13 protein-coding genes and 5 pseudogenes are annotated in these 20,245 nt (G+C 56.8%); 10 read left to right on the forward strand and 8 right to left on the reverse strand.

Annotated features, from left to right (window positions below; all coding sequences use genetic code 11):
• Nucleotides 1–7 precede the first annotated feature (7 nt).
• From LN050_10515 to LN050_10525, 3 genes are read left to right on the forward strand one after another with little or no spacing between them, the layout of a single operon-like run.
• Nucleotides 8–2,416: a 3-hydroxyacyl-CoA dehydrogenase NAD-binding domain-containing protein gene (locus LN050_10515; protein UFS56159.1), complete on the forward strand. Its 2,409-nt coding sequence runs from the start codon at nt 8–10 to the stop codon at nt 2,414–2,416.
• 19 nt (nt 2,417–2,435) lie between these two features.
• A complete protein-coding gene (locus LN050_10520) occupies nt 2,436–3,641 on the forward strand; it encodes an acetyl-CoA C-acyltransferase (protein UFS56160.1) in 1,206 nt (401 codons plus the stop codon).
• Nucleotides 3,642–3,672: 31 nt separating this feature from the next.
• Entirely contained in the window at nt 3,673–4,437 is a 765-nt protein-coding gene (locus LN050_10525; GenBank protein UFS56161.1) for an enoyl-CoA hydratase, read from the forward strand.
• 89 nt (nt 4,438–4,526) lie between these two features.
• Here the strand turns inward: LN050_10525 and LN050_10530 are convergent, their stop codons facing one another.
• Nucleotides 4,527–5,495, reverse strand: coding sequence for a calcium/sodium antiporter (locus LN050_10530; protein ID UFS56162.1), 969 nt, complete (start codon nt 5,493–5,495; stop codon nt 4,527–4,529).
• A gap of 251 nt (nt 5,496–5,746) precedes the next feature.
• Here LN050_10530 and LN050_10535 point away from each other — a divergent pair, with 251 nt between their 5' ends.
• On the forward strand, nt 5,747–6,226 hold the full coding sequence (locus LN050_10535; protein ID UFS56163.1) for a thioesterase family protein: 480 nt from the start codon (nt 5,747–5,749) through the stop codon (nt 6,224–6,226).
• Between the two features lie 77 nt (nt 6,227–6,303).
• Here the strand turns inward: LN050_10535 and LN050_10540 are convergent, their stop codons facing one another.
• The 6 genes and pseudogenes from LN050_10540 to LN050_10565 all read right to left on the reverse strand — a co-directional run bounded on the left by LN050_10540 (nt 6,304) and on the right by LN050_10565 (nt 13,172).
• A complete protein-coding gene (locus LN050_10540; protein UFS56164.1) occupies nt 6,304–7,485 on the reverse strand; it encodes an ABC transporter substrate-binding protein in 1,182 nt (393 codons plus the stop codon).
• A 71-nt stretch (nt 7,486–7,556) separates the two neighbouring features.
• Nucleotides 7,557–9,418, reverse strand: a pseudogene (locus LN050_10545) (long-chain fatty acid--CoA ligase).
• Between the two features lie 59 nt (nt 9,419–9,477).
• Nucleotides 9,478–10,266: an ABC transporter ATP-binding protein gene (locus LN050_10550; GenBank protein UFS56165.1), complete on the reverse strand. Its 789-nt coding sequence runs from the start codon at nt 10,264–10,266 to the stop codon at nt 9,478–9,480.
• On the reverse strand, nt 10,263–11,156 hold the full coding sequence (locus tag LN050_10555) for an ABC transporter ATP-binding protein (GenBank protein ID UFS56166.1): 894 nt from the start codon (nt 11,154–11,156) through the stop codon (nt 10,263–10,265). Before LN050_10555 ends, LN050_10550 begins: the two co-directional genes overlap by 4 nt.
• A gap of 7 nt (nt 11,157–11,163) precedes the next feature.
• Complete coding sequence (locus LN050_10560; GenBank protein UFS56167.1) at nt 11,164–12,240, reverse strand: branched-chain amino acid ABC transporter permease; 1,077 nt, start codon at nt 12,238–12,240, stop codon at nt 11,164–11,166.
• Nucleotides 12,241–12,296: 56 nt separating this feature from the next.
• Complete coding sequence (locus LN050_10565) at nt 12,297–13,172, reverse strand: branched-chain amino acid ABC transporter permease (protein UFS56168.1); 876 nt, start codon at nt 13,170–13,172, stop codon at nt 12,297–12,299.
• A gap of 189 nt (nt 13,173–13,361) precedes the next feature.
• Between LN050_10565 and LN050_10570 the strand changes: the two genes are divergently transcribed.
• Nucleotides 13,362–13,841 carry a DsrE family protein gene (locus LN050_10570; GenBank protein ID UFS56169.1) on the forward strand — a complete coding sequence of 160 codons (480 nt, stop codon included), beginning with the start codon at nt 13,362–13,364 and terminating at the stop codon, nt 13,839–13,841.
• 68 nt (nt 13,842–13,909) lie between these two features.
• On the opposite strand, the gene LN050_10575 is transcribed toward LN050_10570, so the two are convergent.
• The gene (locus LN050_10575) at nt 13,910–14,329 is read right to left on the reverse strand and encodes an acyl-CoA thioesterase (GenBank protein UFS56170.1); all 420 of its coding nucleotides are present in this window, start codon (nt 14,327–14,329) and stop codon (nt 13,910–13,912) included.
• 68 nt (nt 14,330–14,397) lie between these two features.
• On the opposite strand from LN050_10575, the pseudogene LN050_10580 reads away from it, so the two are divergent.
• The 5 genes and pseudogenes from LN050_10580 (at nt 14,398) to htpX (ending at nt 20,169) form a co-directional block, all read left to right on the forward strand.
• Nucleotides 14,398–16,313, forward strand: a pseudogene (locus LN050_10580) (ABC transporter ATP-binding protein/permease).
• A gap of 9 nt (nt 16,314–16,322) precedes the next feature.
• Nucleotides 16,323–17,284 (forward strand): annotated as a pseudogene (locus LN050_10585) (LysR substrate-binding domain-containing protein).
• A gap of 59 nt (nt 17,285–17,343) precedes the next feature.
• A pseudogene (gene pyrC, locus LN050_10590) lies at nt 17,344–18,377 on the forward strand (dihydroorotase).
• 16 nt (nt 18,378–18,393) lie between these two features.
• On the forward strand, nt 18,394–19,230 hold the full coding sequence (locus LN050_10595) for a DUF3025 domain-containing protein (GenBank protein ID UFS56171.1): 837 nt from the start codon (nt 18,394–18,396) through the stop codon (nt 19,228–19,230).
• Between the two features lie 90 nt (nt 19,231–19,320).
• A pseudogene (htpX, locus tag LN050_10600) lies at nt 19,321–20,169 on the forward strand (protease HtpX).
• Nucleotides 20,170–20,245 lie beyond the last annotated feature (76 nt).

Here is a 20,245-nt window from a genome sequence, read left to right on the forward strand (position 1 = left end):
GATGAGCATGTCTAGGTTTCAAATTCGCAAGGTCGCTGTATTGGGCGCCGGCGTGATGGGTGCGCAAATTGCAGCGCACCTGGTCAACGCCCGTGTGCCCGTGGTGCTGTTTGACTTGCCGCCCAAAGAGGGCACAGATAAAAACGCCGTTGCCAAAAAAGCCATTGCTGCTTTGGTCAAACAAAAGCCCGCGCCACTGGGGCGCGCCGCAGATGCTGCGCTCATCACACCGGCCAACTACGACGATCACCTCAAGCTGTTGCGCGAGTGTGACTTGGTCATTGAGGCCATTGCAGAGCGTATGGATTGGAAGCACGCGCTGTATGAGCGCATTGCTCCCAAGCTGGCCAAGCACGCCATATTGGCGACCAACACATCGGGTTTGTCTATTTCAGCGTTGGGCGCACCGCTGCCACCTGAGCTGGCCAGCCGCTTTTGCGGCGTGCATTTTTTCAACCCACCGCGCTACATGAGCCTGGTGGAAATTATTCCCACCCCCTCATCTGGCGCCGAGGTACTGGATAACCTGGAACACTTTGCAACGACGGTGCTGGGCAAGTCGGTGGTGCGCGCCAAAGACACGCCCAACTTCATTGCCAACCGTGTGGGCACTGCTGGCATGCTGGCCACCATTGCTGAAGCCGAAAAGTTTGGACTCACTTACGACGTGGTGGATGACCTCACCGGTAAAAAGCTGGGCCGCGCCAGCTCGGGCACTTTCCGTACGGCAGACGTCGTGGGCTTGGACACGTTGGCCCACGTCATGAAGACGCTGCAAGACAACCTGGACCAGCAGTCTGACCCGTTTTACCCGCACTTCGCCACACCCAAAGCCCTGGAGCTGTTGATCGCAAATGGGCGCTTGGGCCAAAAGACCAAGGCAGGCTTTTACAAAAAGCAGGGCCGCGATGTATTGCGATTTGATGCGCAGGCCAACGACTATGTGCCAGGTGGCCAAAAGGCAGACGAGGTGTATGCCCGCATGCTCAAGCGCCCTGCCCACGAGCGTCTGGCGTTGCTGCGCAACAGCACGGGCGTGCAGGGTCAGTTTTTGTGGGCTATTTTGCGCAACGGCTTTCATTACGCGGCCATTCATCTAGAGCATATTGCCAACACCGCAAGGGATTTGGATGCTTGTATGCGTTTTGGCTTTGGCATGAAGCAAGGCCCCTTCGAGCTGTGGCAAGAGGCGGGATGGTTGCAGGTGGCCCAGTGGGTGCAAGAAGACATTGATGCGGGCAAGGCGCTGTGCAACACACCCCTGCCCAAATGGGTGTTTGACGGCCCTGTCGCCAAGGCCGGTGGTGTACACACGCCACAAGGCTCATGGAACCCTGCCAGTGGTGCGTTTGAGCCAAAGGCTGCGCTACCGGTTCTGGGTAGGCAGTTGTTCCCGGAGTCATTCCTGGGGGACGGCGCTGTGCCCTACACCAGCGCGGGTAACACTGTGTTTGAGGACGAGGCCATTCGTTTGTGGACACATGCCCATGCCCCTGCTGTGTTGATCGCCAGTATCAAAACCAAAATGCACGCCATCAGCCCACAAGTGGCAGAGGGCTTGTTGCAAGGCGTGCAAACCGCAGAAAGCAGTTACGACGCCATGGTGATCTGGACGGGCTCAGGTCCATTCAGTGCCGGTGCTGACTTGCAGGCCATGTTGCCCGGCTTCATGGTGGGAGGTCTGGATGCGATTGATGCGGTCGAGCATGAGTTGCAAAACGTCATGCTGGCCATTCGCTATGCACAAGTACCCGTTGTAGCAGCTGTGGCGGGCCTGGCCCTGGGCGGTGGCTGCGAGTTGGCGGTGTACAGCGCCAAGCGCGTGGCCGCACTTGAGAGTTATATGGGTCTGGTAGAGGTTGGTGTGGGCCTGGTGCCAGGCGCTGGTGGCCTGACTTACTTGGCGCGCCGCGCCGCAGAAAACGCCCAGTTGTCTACGGGCACCGATTTGTTGCCGTTTTTGACTGAGGGCTTTACCGCTGCGGCCATGGCCAAGGTCGGCACCAGCGCGCTTGAGAGCCAGGACCTGGGCTACTTGAGTGCATCAGACACGGTGGTGTTGAACAAGGACGAGTTGTTGTATGTGGCTTTGGGTCAGGCGCAAGCAATGGCCGATGCAGGCTACAGGCCGCCAGCCAAGCGCCAGTTCAAAGTGGCAGGAAGAAGCGGTGTGGCCACTATTTTGGGCCAGCTCATCAACATGCGGGACGGTGGTTTTGTCAGCGCTTACGACTTTCACATTGCGCGCGAAATCGCCAACGTGATGTGCGGCGGTGATGTGGACGCAGGCACTTTGGTGACCGAGGAATACCTCATGACCTTGGAGCGTCGTGCGTTTGGCGCATTGCTGGCCAACCCCAAAACGCAGGAGCGCATCATGGGCATGCTGTCGACTGGCAAACCATTGCGTAACTAATCAGGCAGGACAACACAACATGAAACAACTACAAGACGCCTACATTGTTGCGGCCACACGCACGCCCATTGGCCGCTCACACAAAGGCTACTTCGCTCACACACGCCCGGACGATTTGCTGGCACATGTGCTGCGTGCCGTTGTGGCACAAGCCCCAGGCCTGGACCCAGCCGCCATTGAAGACGTGATTGCAGGATGCGCCATACCAGAAGCCCAGCAAGGTCTGAATGTGGCACGCGTTGCAACGGTGCTGGCGGGCTTGCCCAAAAGCGTGGGCGGTATTACGGTCAACCGTTTTTGCGCATCGGGCCTGAGTGCTGTGCAAATGGCGGCTGACCGCATTCGCGTGGGCGAGGCCGACGTGATGATTGCTGCCGGCGTAGAGAGCATGAGCATGGTGCCTATGATGGGTAACGCGCCGTCCTTGTCGCCAAGCGTGTTTGCCAACGTGGACAACGTGGATGACTATGGCATTGCTTACGGCATGGGCTTGACCGCTGAGAAAGTAGCGCAGCAATGGAAGGTCAGCCGTGAGGCGCAAGACGCGTTTGCCTTGCAGTCGCATCAACGCGCCATGGTGGCCATGGCCGCTGGCGAGTTCAAACATGAGATCACGCCGGTCACCGTGCAGCAGCGCTGTGTCAACCTGGATACTGCCGAGGTGTCTATTGCCCAGCGTGTGGCAGACATTGACGAAGGCGTACGCCCGGATACCAGCCTGGAAGGCTTGGCCAAGTTGCGCACCGTATTTGCCGCGCGTGGCAGCGTGACAGCAGGCAACAGCTCTCAAACATCAGATGGTGCAGGTGCGTTGCTGATTGTTAGCGAGGCTGCGCTAAAACGTTTTGGCTTGACGCCACTGGCACGTTTTGTGGGCTACGCCAGCCGTGGTGTGCCACCGCACATCATGGGCATTGGCCCCATTGAGGCCATTCCAGCGGCACTCAAGGCAGCCGGCTTGAAGCAAGACGACCTGGACTGGATTGAACTGAACGAGGCGTTTGCCGCGCAGTCATTGGCTGTGCTCAATACCTTGGGGCTTGACCCGGCCAAGGTCAACCCCATGGGGGGCGCCATTGCGTTGGGACACCCGCTGGGTGCCACAGGTGCTATCCGCTCGGCCACAGTGGTACATGCGTTACAGCGCAAACAGTTGAAATACGGCATGGTCACCATGTGCGTTGGCATGGGCCAAGGTGCTGCTGGTATTTTTGAGCGTGTTTAATCACACAACACATTACAAGGAGACTGTTGTTATGTCCGATATCTTGGTGGCCTCAGAGGCTGGTGTTACCACCATCACCATCAACCGCGTAGCCCGCAAAAACGCCATCACCTCAGACATGTACGCCCTCATGGCCGACGCCATTGAGGCGGGTGCCAACGATGCCGCTTGTCGCGTGATGCTGATACAAGGCAGTGAGACCATATTCAGTGCTGGTAACGACATTGAAGACTTTCTAAACAAGCCACCAGCCGGTAACGACGCCCCGGTGTTTCGTTTTCTGCAAGGCATTGCCACATTCCCCAAGCCATTGCTGGCCTGTGTGTGTGGCCCAGCCGTAGGCATTGGCACCACCATGCTGCTGCATTGCGATCTGGTGTACGCCGGCGACAACGCCGCGTTCTCAACGCCCTTTGTGAACTTGGGCTTGTGTGCAGAGGGTGCATCTAGCTTGCTGATGCCACAGATGTTTGGCTACCACCGCGCTGCAGAAGCCTTGCTGATGGGTGAGCCGTTTATGGCCGAGGCGGCACTTGAAGTGGGCTTGGTCAATCGCGTGCTTGCGCCGACTGAGGCTGCGACTTATGCGCATGCTCAAGCGAACAAGTTGGCTAAAAAACCCTTGAGCTCGTTGGTGGAGACCAAGCGCCTGATGAAAATGGGTCAACAAGCACAGGTGCTCAAGGTGATGCAGGAAGAGGGCGCCAGCTTTGGTCGCATGCTGGGCGAGCCTGCAGCCAAAGAGGCGTTTGCTGCCTTTATGGACAAGCGCAAGCCTGATTTTTCAGCGGTTTAAGCATGGCGTAGCGCACCACCCGTCACACCAGATCAAAGCTGGTGTGACTGCCGCTTGCGCTGAATGGGCACCTTGCAAAGCCTTGACTTTTAAATCGCAGTCAACAGCAAATACCCCATGTATCCCGCATAGGCCAATACCAATAAAGCCCCCTCAGGCTTGTTGATGCGGCCAGGTTTGCCTTTAAACCCCATACCCACCACAAACAATGACAGCGTGAGCAACAGCATCACGGGGAAGTCGCGTGTCATGAGGGACGGGTCTACGACAGCAGGCGTAATAGCACCTGCTATGCCCACAACGCCCAAGGTGTTGAACAGGTTGGAGCCCAATATGTTGCCCAAGGCCAGCGCGTGTTGTTGCTTGCGCGCAGCAATGACCGATGACACCAGCTCTGGCAGTGAGGTGCCAATGGCGACTACGGTCAGACCAATGACTAAATCGCTGACGCCAAAGGCTTTGGCCATGTTCTCGGCGCCCCATACCAGGGTTCTGGAACTGGCCATCATCACAACCAGGCCGCCTATGACCAGCAACCAGGCTTTTTGTGCTGGCATATGGTGTTCGCCAGCCTCTTCAACTGCAGCTTGTGACATCTCGTCGCCTGTGCTGCCCATGCTTTGGCGAATGAGCCAAAACATCACAACCACCAATGTGGCCACCAGTACCCACGCGTCCATGGCGCTCAAGTGGCCGTCAAGCAGCTGAAAGCCAGCCAACAGTGTGACAAATGTGAGTATGGGCAGTTCTTTGCGCAGCACCTGCGATTGAACAGGAATGGGACTGATCAGTGCAGTGATACCCAGAATCAATGCGATGTTGCTGATGTTTGAGCCGTAGGCATTGCCCAGCGCCAAGCCTGGGTTGTTGTTGAGTGCGGCAAAGGCAGACACCACCATCTCGGGCGCAGAGGTGCCAATACCCACGATGACCATGCCTATGAGCAGTGGCGACATGCCGTAGTGGTTGGCAATGGCAGCGGCGCCATCTACAAATTTGTCGGCGCTCATCACCAATAGGGCAAGGCCAATCACAAAGGCCAACAGGTATAAGGTCATGGAAACAGGGCGCTGGTGGACAGCACAAATAGTTAAAAGAGGTTGCGAAAACGGCGCCAACATGCGATATCAGCCCCCTTAGTCTAAGGGCACAAGCCGTGGCCCACTGCTTGGGCCGCAGACTTATTCCCCAGTGGGTGGCCCCTGCAAGTTGTACAGGTTTAGACAGGTGCAGGCCAGCTTGTCGCCAAGGCGAGCGGGTTTGGGTCTTGCCATGGCTACACTGGCATTTTCTTATTGTCCGTCTACCTATGTCGCAGTCCAAACCCATAGTCACACTTGAGCCAGAGTTTATTGAGGGTGTACGTGTTATTTCCGAAGAAAAAATTGTCTTCAACCGTGTGCTGGGTCTCAAGATACAAAGTTTGACGCCCGACAACGCAACGGCCACCATGACCATGAAGCCGGACTTCATAGGCCATTTTGAGTACAACCGTATACACGGCGGCGTTATCAGTGCGGCTCTCGATGCCATGGGGGGTATTGCGGTGATGGGAGCCATTGGTGGGCGTTACTGCGATGAGTCCATTGCTGGTCGGCTGCAGCGCTTTGCCCGTTTGGGCACCATAGATTTGCGGGTGGACTATTTGCGCCCCGGCATTGGCGAGCGGTTTACGCTGAGCGCTACAACGCTGCGTTTGGGCTCGCGTGTGGCCTCTACGCGTATGGAGTTTTTAGGTGAAGACGGCCGTTTGCTGTCTGCGGGTAGCGGCTCCTATATCGTCTCTTGAATACGGGACGCAATGCACGGCAAAAAAAAGCCACCTGCGTGATTGCAGGTGGCTTTTTTGTGAGGCGACGCGAAGCGTTAGGGCTTCAACGTCATGTACTCAGACACCACTTTCCAACGCTCGTTTTCCAGCACTGACAAGCGCGTGGCGTTGCTGCCCAAGCGCTTCTTGGGGCCAAACGTCATCTCGGCGCTGCCGAAGATGTCGGGTGGGATGGTCATGCTATCCATCACCTTGATGAAGCTGTCTGTGTTGAGGTTGGGGCCTGCCTTCTCTGCAGCAGCCAGGAATGAGTTGACCAGTGAGTAGCCGTAGGCAGAGAACACGGTTGGATCGTCATTGAATTGGGTCTTGTACTTTTGGGCCCAAAAACGAATGGGCTGTGAGGCGTCATCCAGGTAGGGGTTTTGTACAGACATGGCCGCATACAAGCCATTCATGGCTTTTCCGCCCAGCTTGTGTATCAAGTCGGTGTAGGCGCCGCTTGAGCCCAAAAACACAGGGTTAAAGCCCAGGCGACGTGCCGTTGCAATGCCGCCAATGGTCTCGCGTATGAGTGTGCCCATGACCACCATGTCGCACTTTTCCGAGGCCAACTTTTGCATTTGTGATGCAAAGTCTGTTGCGCCACGCTTGTACGAAGTGATCACGTCCAGCTTGCGACCGATATCGGCCATGCCGTCTTTGGCGCCTTCTAGCACTTCAGTGCCAAAGTCGTCGTCTTGGTACATGGCGCACACCTTGGTGGCGTTTTTCTGTTGGGCCAGCATGGGGGCCGTAATGCGCATCTGGTCGTAGTAGGGTGCGGCAAATGCGTATTTCAGGCGGTGAAAGGGCTCGTACATTTGTCTCGCCGCGGTTACCGGGAAGAAGTTGATGACGTTTTTGGAAAACTGCACCGGCATGGCGGCCATGTTGGTGGCAGTACCGATGTGACCAAGCATGGCAAAAATCTTGTCTTGGTTGACCAGCTTTTGCGCAGCCAAGACCGCCTTTTTAGGGTCGTAGCCAGAGTCTTCAAACTTGAGTGTGATGGTGCGGCCGTTGATGCCGCCCAACTCGTTGGCTTCGTCTACGCGTTGCTGCATGCCTTGGCGAATCTGCTTGCCAAAGCCAGCGATAGGACCAGACAAGTCCTGGATGGAGCCCAGCACAATTTCGTTTTTGGTAACGCCTTGTGACGCCATGGCGCTAGAGGCAATAAGAGCCATGCTGGCGAGCATGGTGGCGTTTTTGCGCCAGGTTGTTTTACGGGTCATACGCGTTGTCTCCTTATGGGTGCGTGTTGTAAAAGCAGAAAAAAGTCGCAGTTGCAAGCTGGCGATGACGTTTATTGGTACATGGCTTCGATTTGAGCCGCGTATTTCTCTTGTACCAATTTACGTTTGAGTTTCATGGTGGGCGTTAGCTCATCGTCTTCGGCGGTGAGCTGCGTTGCCAACAGGAAGAATTTTTTGATCTGTTCAACGCGCGCAAATTTGTTGTTCACCGCGTCAATTTCCTTTTTTATCAAGGCTTGTATGGGCTCAGCCCTGGTAAGGCTGGCGTAGTTGCTAAATGGCACGTCGTTGTCCTGGGCAAATTTCTCTACGTTTTCCTGGTCAATCATGATGATGACCGTGAGGTAGGCCCTGGCGTCTCCAATCACAACGGCATCTGTCACATAGGGGGAGAACTTCAACTCGTTTTCCCACTCGCTGGGCGTTACATTTTTACCGCCAGCTGTAATGATGATGTCTTTCATCCGGTCTGTGATCCGGAAAAACCCGTCCTCATCCACAGAGCCCACATCGCCGGTTTTAAGCCAGCCGTCTTCGGTGAAGGTTTCTGCGGTTTTCTCGGGCAGGTTGAGGTAACCCATAAAGACGTTGTCACCCTTAACCAAAATTTCACCCGTGGCCTCGTCAATTTTGACTTGGTTGAAGTGACACGCGGGGCCTATGCTGCCTGGCTTGATGCGATCAACTGAGTTGCCCGTAGACGCACCGCAGGTCTCTGTCATGCCCCATACCTCTAGCATGGGCACACCCAAACTCAAGTACCAGCGCACCAGGTCAGGTGAGATAGGCGCCGCACCGGTGACGAGGAACCGCGCATTGTGAATGCCTATCAGGCGACGCACGTTGTTCAGTGCCAGCCAGCGTGCCAGGGTGAATTTGACTTTGAGGGCCATGCTCACTGGCTTGCCCGCCAATACCAGGTCGGCAATTTGCGCACCCACGCCAACGCCCCATGCATAGGTGATTTGCTGCAGCTTGCTGGACTCTTTGATGGCGATCATCACTGCAGAGTAGAACTTTTCCCACACGCGTGGCACGGCTGTAAAAACGGTCGGTGCAATCTCGCGCACATTTTCAGGCACGGTTTCCGGGTTTTCTACAAAGTTCAGCACGCTGCCTGTGTACAACGAGAAGTACTCGCCGCCAATGCGCTCGGCAATGTGGCAAAGCGGCAAAAGCACATACGCATACGCTGGTCGCTGGGCCACTGTGCAATGAGCGTGTTATAGCCGCGCACGCTGAATACCAGACCGTGGTTGCTGTGCATGCCGCCCTTGGGCTTTCCGGTGGTGCCCGAGGTGTACACCAAAATGGCCAAGTCGCCTGGCTTGACCGCTTCGGAGCGCGCTTTAACCACACCTGGGTGGGCGCTGCGGTGGGCCACACCTGCATCACGCAAGTCTTGCCAGCTCATGACTTGTGGATCGGCGAGCTTGCGCAAGCCCTTCATGTCCATCACCACAATTTTGAGCAAGTCAGGCAACTGGTCACGCGTTTGCAAGACCTTGTCCAGCTGCTCTTCGTCTTCAACAATCAGTACGCGGGTCTTTGAGTCTGCGCACAAATATCGCACCTGTTCAGCCGCATCGGTGGGGTAAATGCCATTGCACACGCCGCCGGCGCATAACACCGCCAAGTCGCCCAGCACCCATTTCACCTGGGTGTTGGCCAAAATAGACACGCAAGCCTTGGGCTCCAGCCCAATAGATACCAGGCCATGGGCCAGTAGCTCAACCTCTTCACCCGCATGGGCCCATGTCCAGCTGTTCCAAATGCCCAGGTCTTTTTCGCGCAGCCATGTGTTGTTGGCGCGTTGTGCCACGGCGTTCCAGAACAGGGCTGGGATGGTGTCGCCTTCCAGCACGATGTCATGACAGGGTGCGTTGGCTTGGGTGTTCCACAAGTTGCTCATAAGTCTTTTTGCTTGGTCGTTACTGGGCTTTAAGGGGTGTGGCTGGCGCGTGCGCAGGCTTAGCGCCAGTTTTTCTTTTTCTTCCAGCGTCGTTCTTCACGCACACCGGCTTCTTTCAAGCCCAGGTAAAACTCTTTGATATCGTCTTTTTCGCGCAAGTTGGCGCAGGTGTCCTCCATCACAATGCGGCCGTTTTCAAGCACGTAGCCATAGTCGGCTGCGTTGAGTGCCATATTGGCGTTTTGCTCAACCAGCAAAATGGTGGTGCCGCGGTCGCGGTTGATCTTGACGACAATCTCGAAAATTTCTTTGGTGAGTTTGGGCGACAGTCCCAGGCTGGGCTCGTCCAGCAATATCAGGTCGGGGTTGGCCATGAGTGCGCGTGAAATAGCCAGCATTTGCTGTTGGCCACCCGAGAGCAAGCCCGCGTCCTGCGTGGCGCGCTCGCGCAATATGGGGAAGTAGTTGAACACGGTCTCAAGGTCGCGCGCCACGCCGTCCTTGTCGGTGCGCGTGAAGGCCCCCATCAACAAGTTGTCGCGAATCGACAGCAGTGGAAATACCTCGCGCCCTTCAGGCACATGGCACAAACCGCTTTGCACAATAAAGGCGGGGTCTTTGGCCGTGATGGACTCACCTTTGAAGGTAATAGAGCCTTTGCGCGGATCAATAATGCCCGAGATGGTTTTAAGAATAGTCGTTTTGCCCGCACCATTTGAGCCCAGTACCGTTGCAATTTCGCCCCGGCGTACTTGCAGGCTCACACCCCTGATGGCTTTAATGGGGCCGTAGGCGCTCTCAACGTTGAGCAGCTGCAACACGGCGTCGTCTGATACCGGTACGCTCATGACGGCTCTCCTGAAGATGCGGTGTGTGCATTGGCGTTGGGCCCATTTCGGCGCAAGCCTGATACATCGTCTACGGTGCCCAAATAAGCCTCAATCACGCCGGGGTGGGTCTGTACCTCGCGCGGCGTGCCGCTGGCCAGTTCTGCGCCTTGTGCCATGGCCAGGACGCGGTCAGACACTTTAGAGACCAAGGTCATGTCGTGTTCAACCATCAGCACGGTAATGCCCAGCTCTTGCTGAATGTCACCAATCCAAAACGCCATGTCTTCGGTTTCTTCAACGTTCAAGCCAGATGACGGCTCGTCCAGCAGCAGCAGCTCTGGCTCTGTACAAAGGGCGCGGGCCAGCTCTACCACTTTGCGCACGCCATAGGGCAAGCCTGCTACCAGTGTGTCGCGGTAGTGCTGCAAGTCGAGTAGCTCAATGACTTGCTCAATTTTGTAGCGCGACTCGATTTCTGCTGTGCGCACGCTCTTGGTAAAGAATGTCTCTGCCCAAAAACCCGTGCGCTTGTGGGTGTGCCTGCCAATGAGCAGGTTTTGCAACACCGAGGCGTGTTCAAACAGCTCAATATTCTGGAAGGTGCGCGCAATGCCCATACTCGCCACCTTGTGTGCTGGCTGGCTGGTCAGCATGCATTGCTGATGGCGCCCGAAGTATTCAATTTCTCCGGCAGTTGGCGTGTAGATGCGGCTGATGAGGTTGAACACCGTTGTTTTGCCCGCGCCGTTAGGTCCAATGAGGGTGAACACCTCGCCGCGCTTCACATCAAAGCTCACGTTGTCTACGGCAACCACGCCACCAAAGCGCACGCTTAAGTTGCGCGCTGACATCAAGATATCGTCGCCAGTGGCCATTTGTTGGTGTGGGTTTGAAGTTGTATCTGTCATGTGGTGCTCACTTCAAACGGTCAGATTTCTGGAAGCTCTTTTGGCGCTTGAACATCCCCCGTCTGTAGAAAGGAAACAACTGGAAGTAGGTGCGAATCTTGAGCCACCGTCCGTACAACCCCATGGGCTCGAATAAGACAAACCCCACCAAAAACATGCCGTAAACGGCAGCTGTGAGGCCGGGCGCCTGGGCAATGCTGTCAGGCAGGTAGTCTTTGCCCAGGGCAATCATCTGTGGCATGGAGATGAGGAAGATGGCGCCAAAAAACGCTCCATGTACAGAGCCCAGGCCACCAATCACCACCATGAGTAGCAAGTCGATAGACTGGATGATGCTGAATTGGTCTGGCGTTAAAAATTGAATTTTGTGTGCGTACAAGGCGCCGCCAATACCGGCCAATGCAGCAGAAATGGCAAACGACAGCGTTTTGTAGCTGGCCAGGTGAATGCCCATGCTTTGGGCGGAAATTTCAGAGTCGCGTATGGCGACAAAGGCGCGTCCGGTCGGTGAGCGCAGCAAATTGAGTACGCCCAAGGTTGCCAGCACGGTGATGGCCAGACAGATGAAGTAAAAACCACCTGCGGTGTCTATGGTGGTGCCCAAAAACTCGGGCGCGTTCACAAACAAGCCAGAGTTGCCGCCTGTCATGTGTTCCCAGCGGGCAAAGACCTCTTCCAGGATAAAGCCCAACGCCAGCGTGGCCATGCCCAGGTAAATGCCCTTGACCCGCAGCGCCGGCATCGCCACCACCACGCCCACCAAGGCCGACAGCGATGCTGCGCCCAATAGGGCCAACGTAAAAGGCACACCTGCGTTCACCAAGATAGCTTGCGTGTAAGCGCCAACGCCCAAAAACGCTGCATGGCCCAACGAGAACAGACCTGTAAAACCAGCCAGCACCATCAGGCCCAGTCCCACAATGGCGTAGATCAGGATAAATGACAACTGGGCCAGCCAGTACTCGTCAAACAACCAGGGGGCCATGACCAACAACACGCCAAGTGAGCTGTACCAAAAGACGTGGCCGCTGTGTTTGGCCAAGCGTATGTCCTGGTCGTAGTCTGTTTTAAATAGAAAGCGCATGGGCGAGTCGTTTTTAAATGGGGGTTATCAGGGGCGAGGGCAGGGCGCTGGTGTGCCTACACCTTTTTACGCAGCTGTTCGCCAAACAAACCGTTGGGTTTGAGTACCAGCATGAGTAACACCACGATGTAGGGCGCAATGTCTTTAAAGCCTTCGGCCAGGTAAAAACCTGCCATGGCCTCAACCAGGCCAATAATCAAGCCACCCACAATGGCCCCTGGCAAGCTGCCAAAACCACCTACCACTGCCGCTGGAAACGCCTTGAGACCAATAAAGCCCATGTTGGCGTGTACAAAGGTAATGGGGGCCAGCAACAGGCCAGCAATGGCAGCCACCGCAGCGGCCAAGCCCCATACCAGACCATTGATGCGCTTGACCGGTATGCCCATGTAGTAGGCGGCCAGCTGGTTTTGAGACGCGGCCTGCATGGCAATGCCCAGCTTGGAATACTTGAACAGAGCAAACAAGGCGGCACACAACAAGCCTGTGCAGCCAATCACCACCAGCTGCTCTGCGCCAATAACCAGGTCGCCGATATTGAACACCTCGTTGGCATACGGTGCATCCAGCGTATGGGTCTCGGTGCCAATGACGGGAATCATGGTGATGAGGCCGCGCAGAATGTAGCCCACGCCTATGGTGAGCATGACGATAGAGAATGCGGGCTGGCCCAAAATAGGCCTGATCACCAAGCGCTCAAGGCTGTAACCAAACAAGGCCATGCCAATGACGGCGCTGAGGCCAGCCAGCCAAAACGGAAAGCCCAGCGCACTCATGGCAATAAAGCCGCCAAACGCGCCCACCATCATCAAGTCGCCCTGGGCAAAACTAACGGTTTCTGTGGCCTTGTAAATCAGCACAAAGCCAAGAGCAATCAGGCCGTAAATACAGCCCTGCGCAATGCCGCTGATTAAGAGTTGCAAAAAGTCCAAGATGAGCCCTCTGTGCTGTTGCGTGTGCTGGTGGGAGCGAAAATTAATGTGTGCGCAAGCCTAAAGCTTGCGTGTATTCTTGACACTTGGGGTTGGCCCTATGACTTGTCGCCTAGGTTCCAAACCACATCGCAACACCATGAATAACCTCATAATTTGTGAGGATAACTACCAACAAGGGGGATGCCTATGAGCAGCAAAAGAAACAGTCTCAAAGTCGCCGCTTTAGCGCTATTGGGCGGCGTGTTTGCGTCCGCGCAGAAGGCAGGCGCAGCGGATGACGCGATGCGCTTTCCGGGGGACCCTCCACAGCACAAAATGGTTTACCAGGTGAACCAGGCCGAGCCCGAGTACATAGAGCACATCCTGTCATCACTGCGCGCAATGGTCGTGAAGTACGGTGACAACGTGGCCTTGGCCGTGGTGGCGTTTGGCCCCGGCATTCATTTGCTGGCCACAAAGCCTGAGCGCCCCATTGCAGACCAAGCCCGCGCGCGCATTGTGAGCTTTGCCAAAGACTATGGTGTAGAGCTTGTGGCCTGCGGCAACACACTAACAAGTCTGGGTTGGGGTGCTGATCGCATCATTTCCGAGGCAAGAATAGAGACAGTTGGGGCTGCGGCGTTGATGGAGCTGCAAGAGAAAGGGTATGCGTATATTGCCTGGTAACCAGGCGCTGTGAACGCCTGTTCGCCAACCTGTCTCAACTGCCATGCTGTCGGAGTGCCCAACGCCGATTAGCGCGCAATAGGCGTTGGCCGACCGTGGTCATCAATAGCCACATAAGTCAGCGTGGCTTGTGTGACTTTGACAAATTGCCCTTGCGACCTGAACCGCTCTGCAAAACACTCCACCACCACACTGATGGATGTGTTGCCTATGCGGTCAATGCGGGCGTAAAAACTCAAAATATCGCCTACGCGCACTGGTTGCTTGAAGATGAACTCGTTCACCGCCACGGTGGCCATGCGGCCTTTGACCACGCGCGCTGGCAGCACAGAGCCTGCCAAGTCCACTTGCGCCATCACCCAGCCGCCAAAAATATCGCCGTTGGCGTTGCAGTCGGCGGGCATGGGAATAACCTTTAGCACCAGCTCTTGGTTGGTGGGCAGCTCGGTTACGAGGTTGCCGTTGGCGGCGCGGGAGTCGTCTGTCATAGGGTTCGGATCGGTTGCGGTTAAGGGTAGCAGCCCCGCAGTTTAGGTCATCGCAGACAATAGCCACCATGCGCCATATGTCCTCTCCATCAGCCGCGGCCAATCAGGCCGCCGGTCAAGCCCAAACTGCCACAGACAAACCACACCGCTCAGACTGGCAAACCCTCGGCAAGTTGCTGCCATACCTGTGGCAATACAAGTGGCGCGTGTTGCTTGCGCTGGGTTTTATGGTGGGTGCCAAGGCTGCCAACGTGAGTGTGCCGCTGCTGCTGAAGCAGCTGGTAGACGCCATGACCATTGACCCGCAGGCGCCCCTGGATACGGCTCAGGCCTTGTTGGTGGTGCCTGTTGGTTTGTTGTGGCTTACGGCTTGCTGCGTTTGTCCACCTCGCTGTTTACAGAGCTGCGCGAACTGGTGTTTGCCAAAGCCACCGAGGGGGCAACCCGTCACATAGCGCTGCAAGTGTTTGAGCACTTGCATGGCCTGAGCCTGCGTTTTCATCTGGCCCGGCAAACCGGTGGTATGACGCGCGACATTGAGCGCGGTACGCGCAGCGTGCAGTCGCTAATCTCTTATTCCCTTTACAGCATAGTGCCCACACTCATTGAGGTGGCCATGGTGCTTAGTATTCTGGGCACCCAGTTTGACGCCGGCTATGTCTGGATAACGGTGCTGGCCCTGGTGCTCTATGTGGGCTTTACCGTGGTGGTGACTGAATGGCGCACCAAGTTTAGACGTGCGTTGAACGAGGCTGACTCTGTGGCGCATTCGCGCGCAATTGATGCGTTACTGAATTACGAGACAGTGAAGTACTTCAACAACGAAGGTTTTGAGGCCAACCGTTACAACGACAACCTGGAGCAGTTGCGTCTGATTCGCATCAAAAGCCAAACGACGCTAAGTGCCTTGAACGCCGGGCAGCAAGTCATTATTGCAACGGCCTTGGTCTCCATGTTGTGGCGCGCCACGCAAGGTGTGGTGGATGGCACGCTGACGCTGGGCGACTTGGTCATGGTGAACGCCTTCATGATTCAGCTGTACATACCGCTGGGCTTTTTAGGCGTGCTGTACCGGGAAATCAAGCAAAGTCTCACAGACCTGGACAAGATGTTTGTGCTGTTGGAGCGTGAGCGAGAAATTGCAGACAAGCCCGGCGCGCAAACCCTGCAGCTGGACCACCCCGCAGATGTTCGCTTTGACGCCGTGAGCTTTTGCTATGAGGCCAACCGGCCCATATTGCACAACGTCGATATTCACATACCGGCGGGTAAAACAGTGGCCGTTGTTGGGCCGTCCGGCTCTGGCAAGTCAACCTTGGCCAGGCTTTTGTACCGCTTTTATGACGTGACGTCAGGTGCTGTGCGCGTGAACGGCATAGACGTGCGCGATTTGGCGCAGCTAAGCTTGCGCCAGCATGTGGGCATAGTGCCGCAAGACACGGTGTTGTTCAACGACAGCATCGCCTACAACATTCGCTACGGGCGTACCAGCGCCACCATGGAAGACGTCATCACGGCGGCCAAAGCCGCACGCATACACGGCTTTATTGAGAGCCTGCCCCAGGGCTATGACACGCCAGTGGGTGAGCGCGGCTTGAAGCTATCTGGCGGTGAAAAGCAGCGTGTGGCCATTGCGCGCACCTTGCTCAAAAACCCACCCATACTCATATTTGACGAGGCCACCTCAGCGCTGGACTCCACCAACGAGCGCGCCATTCAAGCTGAAATTCGTCTGGCTGCGCGGCATAAGACATCGCTGGTGATTGCCCACCGTTTGTCGACGGTGGTGCATGCGCACGAGATTGTGGTGTTAGACGGTGGGCGCGTGGTAGAGCGCGGCCGCCACGCTGATTTGCTGCAAGCCGGTGGCGCTTACGCGCGTATGTGGGCCTTGCAGCAAGAAGACAAACAAGAGGGCAAGCAGGAAGGCAGACTGGAAGGTCAACAAGAGGGCCCAACCGATGGCGAGCCAGCCGCTACATAATCACCCTCTATGGAAACCAAATGGCTTGAAGATTTTGTATCGCTGGCACAAACGCGCAGCTTTAGCCGCTCTGCCCAGTTGCGCCATGTCACTCAACCGGCATTCTCCAGGCGCATACAAGCACTAGAGGCGTGGGCCGGTACAGACTTGGTCGACCGCTCGTCTTACCCCACACGCCTCACACCCGCAGGCAAAACCTTGTTAGACCAGTCTGTAGAGATGCTGCAGGCACTGCAGGCGACGCGTGCCATGCTGCGTACGCATCAGGCGTCAGCCCAGGATGTCATTGAATTTGCCGTGCCGCACACGTTGGCGTTTACGTTTTTTCCAACGTGGGTGTCACACCTGGCAAATGAGTTCAGATCGTTCAACACCGCCTCATTGCCTTGAACGTACACGACGCCGTGATGCGTATGACAGAGGGTAGCTGTGACTTGCTCATGATTTACCACCACCCTTCGCAGCCGGTAGCCCTCAGCGCTGAGCGCTACGACATGCTGGTGTTGGGCTCCGAGGCCATGTATGCCGTGAGCAAACCCAAGCCAGACGGATCAGCCATGTATGCGCTGCCAGGTCTGAGCAGGTCGCCACTGCCTTATTTGGCCTACTCGTCAGGTGCTTATTTGGGTCGCGCGGTTGACCACTTGCTGAAGCAAAGCAAAGAGGCGGCTCACTTAGAGCGCGTGTACGAGACCGATATGGCTGAAGGCCTAAGAGCCATGGCGCTAGAGGGGCACGGCATTGCCTTTTTGCCAGACAGTGCAGTGCGCGAAGACGTGGAAGCAGGGCGACTTGTGAGCGCCGGGCAAACGCCCAGCCTCACCATGGAGATACGCCTGTACCGCCAAAAGCCTGGCCTGCCCACCGTGGGTGAGTTGGAGGGCGCCGCCGACATGGATAAAAGCCTGGCTCGCAGCCTGTGGCGTCATTTGGCAAACAGTCTGGATAAAACGCCTGAACGCATCGGATAGTGCATCGGATAGTGGCCCGGTGTCTGGAATAATCGGGGGCTATGAATAACCCAGCACCCATACCAAGCCACCTCACCATTACCCGCCCGGATGACTGGCACTTGCATGTGCGAGACGGCGCAGCGCTGGCCAGTGTAGTGCCGCACACGGCAGCGCAGTTTGGTCGCGCCATCATCATGCCCAACCTCAAGCCGCCGGTTACCTCTCTTGCGGCGGCCAATGCCTACAAGGCACGCATCATGGCAGCTGTGCCTGCCGGCGTGGCCTTTGAGCCGTTGATGACGCTATACCTCACAGACAACATCTCACCCGAGGCCATCATCGAAGCCAGGGCCGGAGGTGTGTTGGCGGCCAAGCTGTACCCGGCTGGCGCCACCACCAACAGTGACATGGGTGTGAGCAGTCTTAAAAACATATACCCAGTGCTGGAAGCCATGCAACGCTGCGGCATGTTGCTGTTGGTTCACGGTGAGGTCACCAGTGCAGATATCGACTTGTTCGACCGTGAGGCTGTCTTTATCGAGCAGCAGCTCATACCGCTGCGACGTGACTTTCCCGAGCTGAAGATTGTGTTTGAGCACATCACCACCGCTGATGCCGCGCAATATGTGCAAAGCGCCGATGCGTTTGTGGCGGCCACCATCACCGCCCATCATTTGCTGTACAACCGCAACGCTATTTTTACGGGCGGTATTCGCCCGCACTACTACTGCTTGCCCGTACTCAAACGCGAGACGCACAGGCTGGCCCTGGTTGATGCGGCCACCAGCGGCTCACCCAAGTTCTTTTTGGGCACAGACAGTGCGCCGCACCCGGCCCACCTCAAAGAGCACGCCAGTGGCTGCGCAGGCTGCTACACCGCGCATGCCGCCATTGAGCTGTATGCCACCGCCTTTGAGCAGCAAATGCTTTAGACAAGCTACAAGGCTATGCCAGCGAGTACGGCCCAGACTTTTACGGCGTGGCGCGCAACACCACCACCGTGACCCTCAAGCGCGAGACTTGGACGCCGCCCGTCGAGCTGCCGTTTGGCGATGCGACCATCAAGCCCTTGGCCGGTGGTGAGGCTTTGAACTGGCGCCTGGTGGCCTAAGGCGCCAGACGCCCGCATGGCAGTCGACAAAAGCGCTTGGCCGCAGGCGCTACAGGGCATTGACTGGCACCAGCCGTGGCTGCAGCCTTATGCCGCCAGCGGCGCGCCTTTGGCAGCGGCGGTGTTGCAAGGCCAAGCCGTGTGGCAGGCCTTGAGTGCGCAGGCCAGCGTCAGTTCGCAGCGTGTGCCGGCATTTGTGGCGCAGTCTGAACTGGCCCATGGCCAAGCCTACGAGGCGCACATTTACCAGACTGCGACCGTACCCACCCGTTGTGGCGCACATGACTTCTTCAACGGGCTGATGTGGTTGAACTGGCCGCACACCAAAACGGTGCTCAATCAACGCCAGTGGCAGGCTATTCAAGATGCTGGTGGCATAGGCCACACGCGAGGCCCAACCCGCGACGCACTGACGCTGCTGGACGAAAACGGCGGTTTGTTGCTGGCACCCCCCGCTATTTGGGAGGCATTACGCCACAGACAATGGCACAAAGCCTTGGTCCAGTTGCGCCCGCTGTGGTCCAGCTGCCAGCTGTTTGTGGTGGGCCATGCCTTGTTGGAGCAGCTGCTGTTGCACCCGCGCAAAAGTCTCACCGCCCACTTGTGGTTGCCTACGCCCAGCATGCAAGTCTTGGTAGGCAAGGGGGCTGGTCTGGCCCAGATCGACCAGGCCTTTGCCCAGGCGCTGAGTCATGACGACTTAAGCCAAAAGCCCTTTACGCCACTGCCGGTAATGGGCACGCCTGGCTGGTGTGAGCGCAACGCGTCTGAGACGTTTTATGCAGACCAGCAGGTGTTTCGTGGGCTGCGTGCGGGACAAAATCCCCCACAACGTGTAGCAACACTCACATGAGCTTGAAACAGGCGTCCAAGCCCACATATGATTCGCGTGCTGGCGTGCCCTGAAAATGGTTTTCAGGGCTTGTTGCCACGGGAGTAAAAAATGAAGCGCATTGTGTTGTTTGTGATGACCAACTTGGCCGTCATGCTGGTGTTGGGTGTGACGGCCAGTCTGTTGGGGGTCAATCGTTTCTTGACCGCCAACGGCCTGGATCTCACCATGCTGCTGGGCTTCTCGTTGCTCATGGGTTTTGGCGGCGCCATCATCTCCTTGCTAATGAGCAAGCCTATCGCCAAGTGGAGCACCGGTGCGCAAGTGATTCAACAGCCCAGCAACGCCGATGAGGCCTGGTTGCTGCAAACAGTTGCCGGCTTCGCCCAGACCGCTGGTATCGACATACCAGAGGTTGCCATTTACGAAGGTGAGCCCAACGCCTTTGCAACCGGCGCGTTTAAAAACGCAGCACTGGTGGCCGTGTCTACGGGCTTGCTGCGCGGCATGACCCGCGAAGAGGTAGAGGCGGTGTTGGGCCATGAGGTGGCGCACATTGCCAACGGCGATATGGTCACCATGACCTTGATACAAGGTGTCATGAACACATTCGTGGTGTTCATCAGCCGCGTGGTGGGCTACTTTGTGGATGCGGCACTGCGCCGTAACGATACGTCCAACTCGGGCCCCGGCATGGGCTACTGGATCACCACCATCGTGATGGATATTGTGTTGGGTTTTGTAGCGGCCATCATCGTGGCATGGTTTAGCCGTCAGCGAGAGTTTCGCGCTGATGCGGGTGCTGCCAGCTTGATGGGGCGCAAGCAACCCATGATCAACGCGCTGCAGCGCTTGGGCGGTATGAGCCCAGGTGCATTACCCAAAACCATGGCGGCCATGGGTATTGCTGGCGGTTTGGGTAGCTTGTTTGCCACCCACCCACCGCTGGAAGAGCGCATTGAGCGCCTGCGTCAGCCTAAACGCCACGCGGCGCGCTTCACATCACGACGGCGCGCCGCATCGGTAACCAACACCA

The sequence above is a fragment of the Comamonadaceae bacterium M7527 genome (genome assembly GCA_021044545.1).
Classification (GTDB): domain Bacteria; phylum Pseudomonadota; class Gammaproteobacteria; order Burkholderiales; family Burkholderiaceae_C; genus RS62.

Excerpts from the sequence above, each read along its gene's own strand:
- LN050_10555 (UFS56166.1), bottom strand. The coding sequence starts at position 11,156 with ATGACAGATACAACTTCAAACCCACACCAACAAATGGCCACTGGCGAC.
- LN050_10530 (UFS56162.1), bottom strand. The coding sequence starts at position 5,495 with ATGACCTTATACCTGTTGGCCTTTGTGATTGGCCTTGCCCTATTGGTG.
- LN050_10570 (UFS56169.1), top strand. The coding sequence starts at position 13,362 with ATGAGCAGCAAAAGAAACAGTCTCAAAGTCGCCGCTTTAGCGCTATTG.
- LN050_10535 (UFS56163.1), top strand. The coding sequence starts at position 5,747 with ATGTCGCAGTCCAAACCCATAGTCACACTTGAGCCAGAGTTTATTGAG.
- LN050_10520 (UFS56160.1), top strand. The coding sequence starts at position 2,436 with ATGAAACAACTACAAGACGCCTACATTGTTGCGGCCACACGCACGCCC.
- LN050_10575 (UFS56170.1), bottom strand. The coding sequence starts at position 14,329 with ATGACAGACGACTCCCGCGCCGCCAACGGCAACCTCGTAACCGAGCTG.
- LN050_10540 (UFS56164.1), bottom strand. The coding sequence starts at position 7,485 with ATGACCCGTAAAACAACCTGGCGCAAAAACGCCACCATGCTCGCCAGC.
- LN050_10515 (UFS56159.1), top strand. The coding sequence starts at position 8 with ATGTCTAGGTTTCAAATTCGCAAGGTCGCTGTATTGGGCGCCGGCGTG.
- LN050_10560 (UFS56167.1), bottom strand. The coding sequence starts at position 12,240 with ATGCGCTTTCTATTTAAAACAGACTACGACCAGGACATACGCTTGGCC.
- LN050_10525 (UFS56161.1), top strand. The coding sequence starts at position 3,673 with ATGTCCGATATCTTGGTGGCCTCAGAGGCTGGTGTTACCACCATCACC.
- LN050_10595 (UFS56171.1), top strand. The coding sequence starts at position 18,394 with ATGGCAGTCGACAAAAGCGCTTGGCCGCAGGCGCTACAGGGCATTGAC.
- LN050_10550 (UFS56165.1), bottom strand. The coding sequence starts at position 10,266 with ATGAGCGTACCGGTATCAGACGACGCCGTGTTGCAGCTGCTCAACGTT.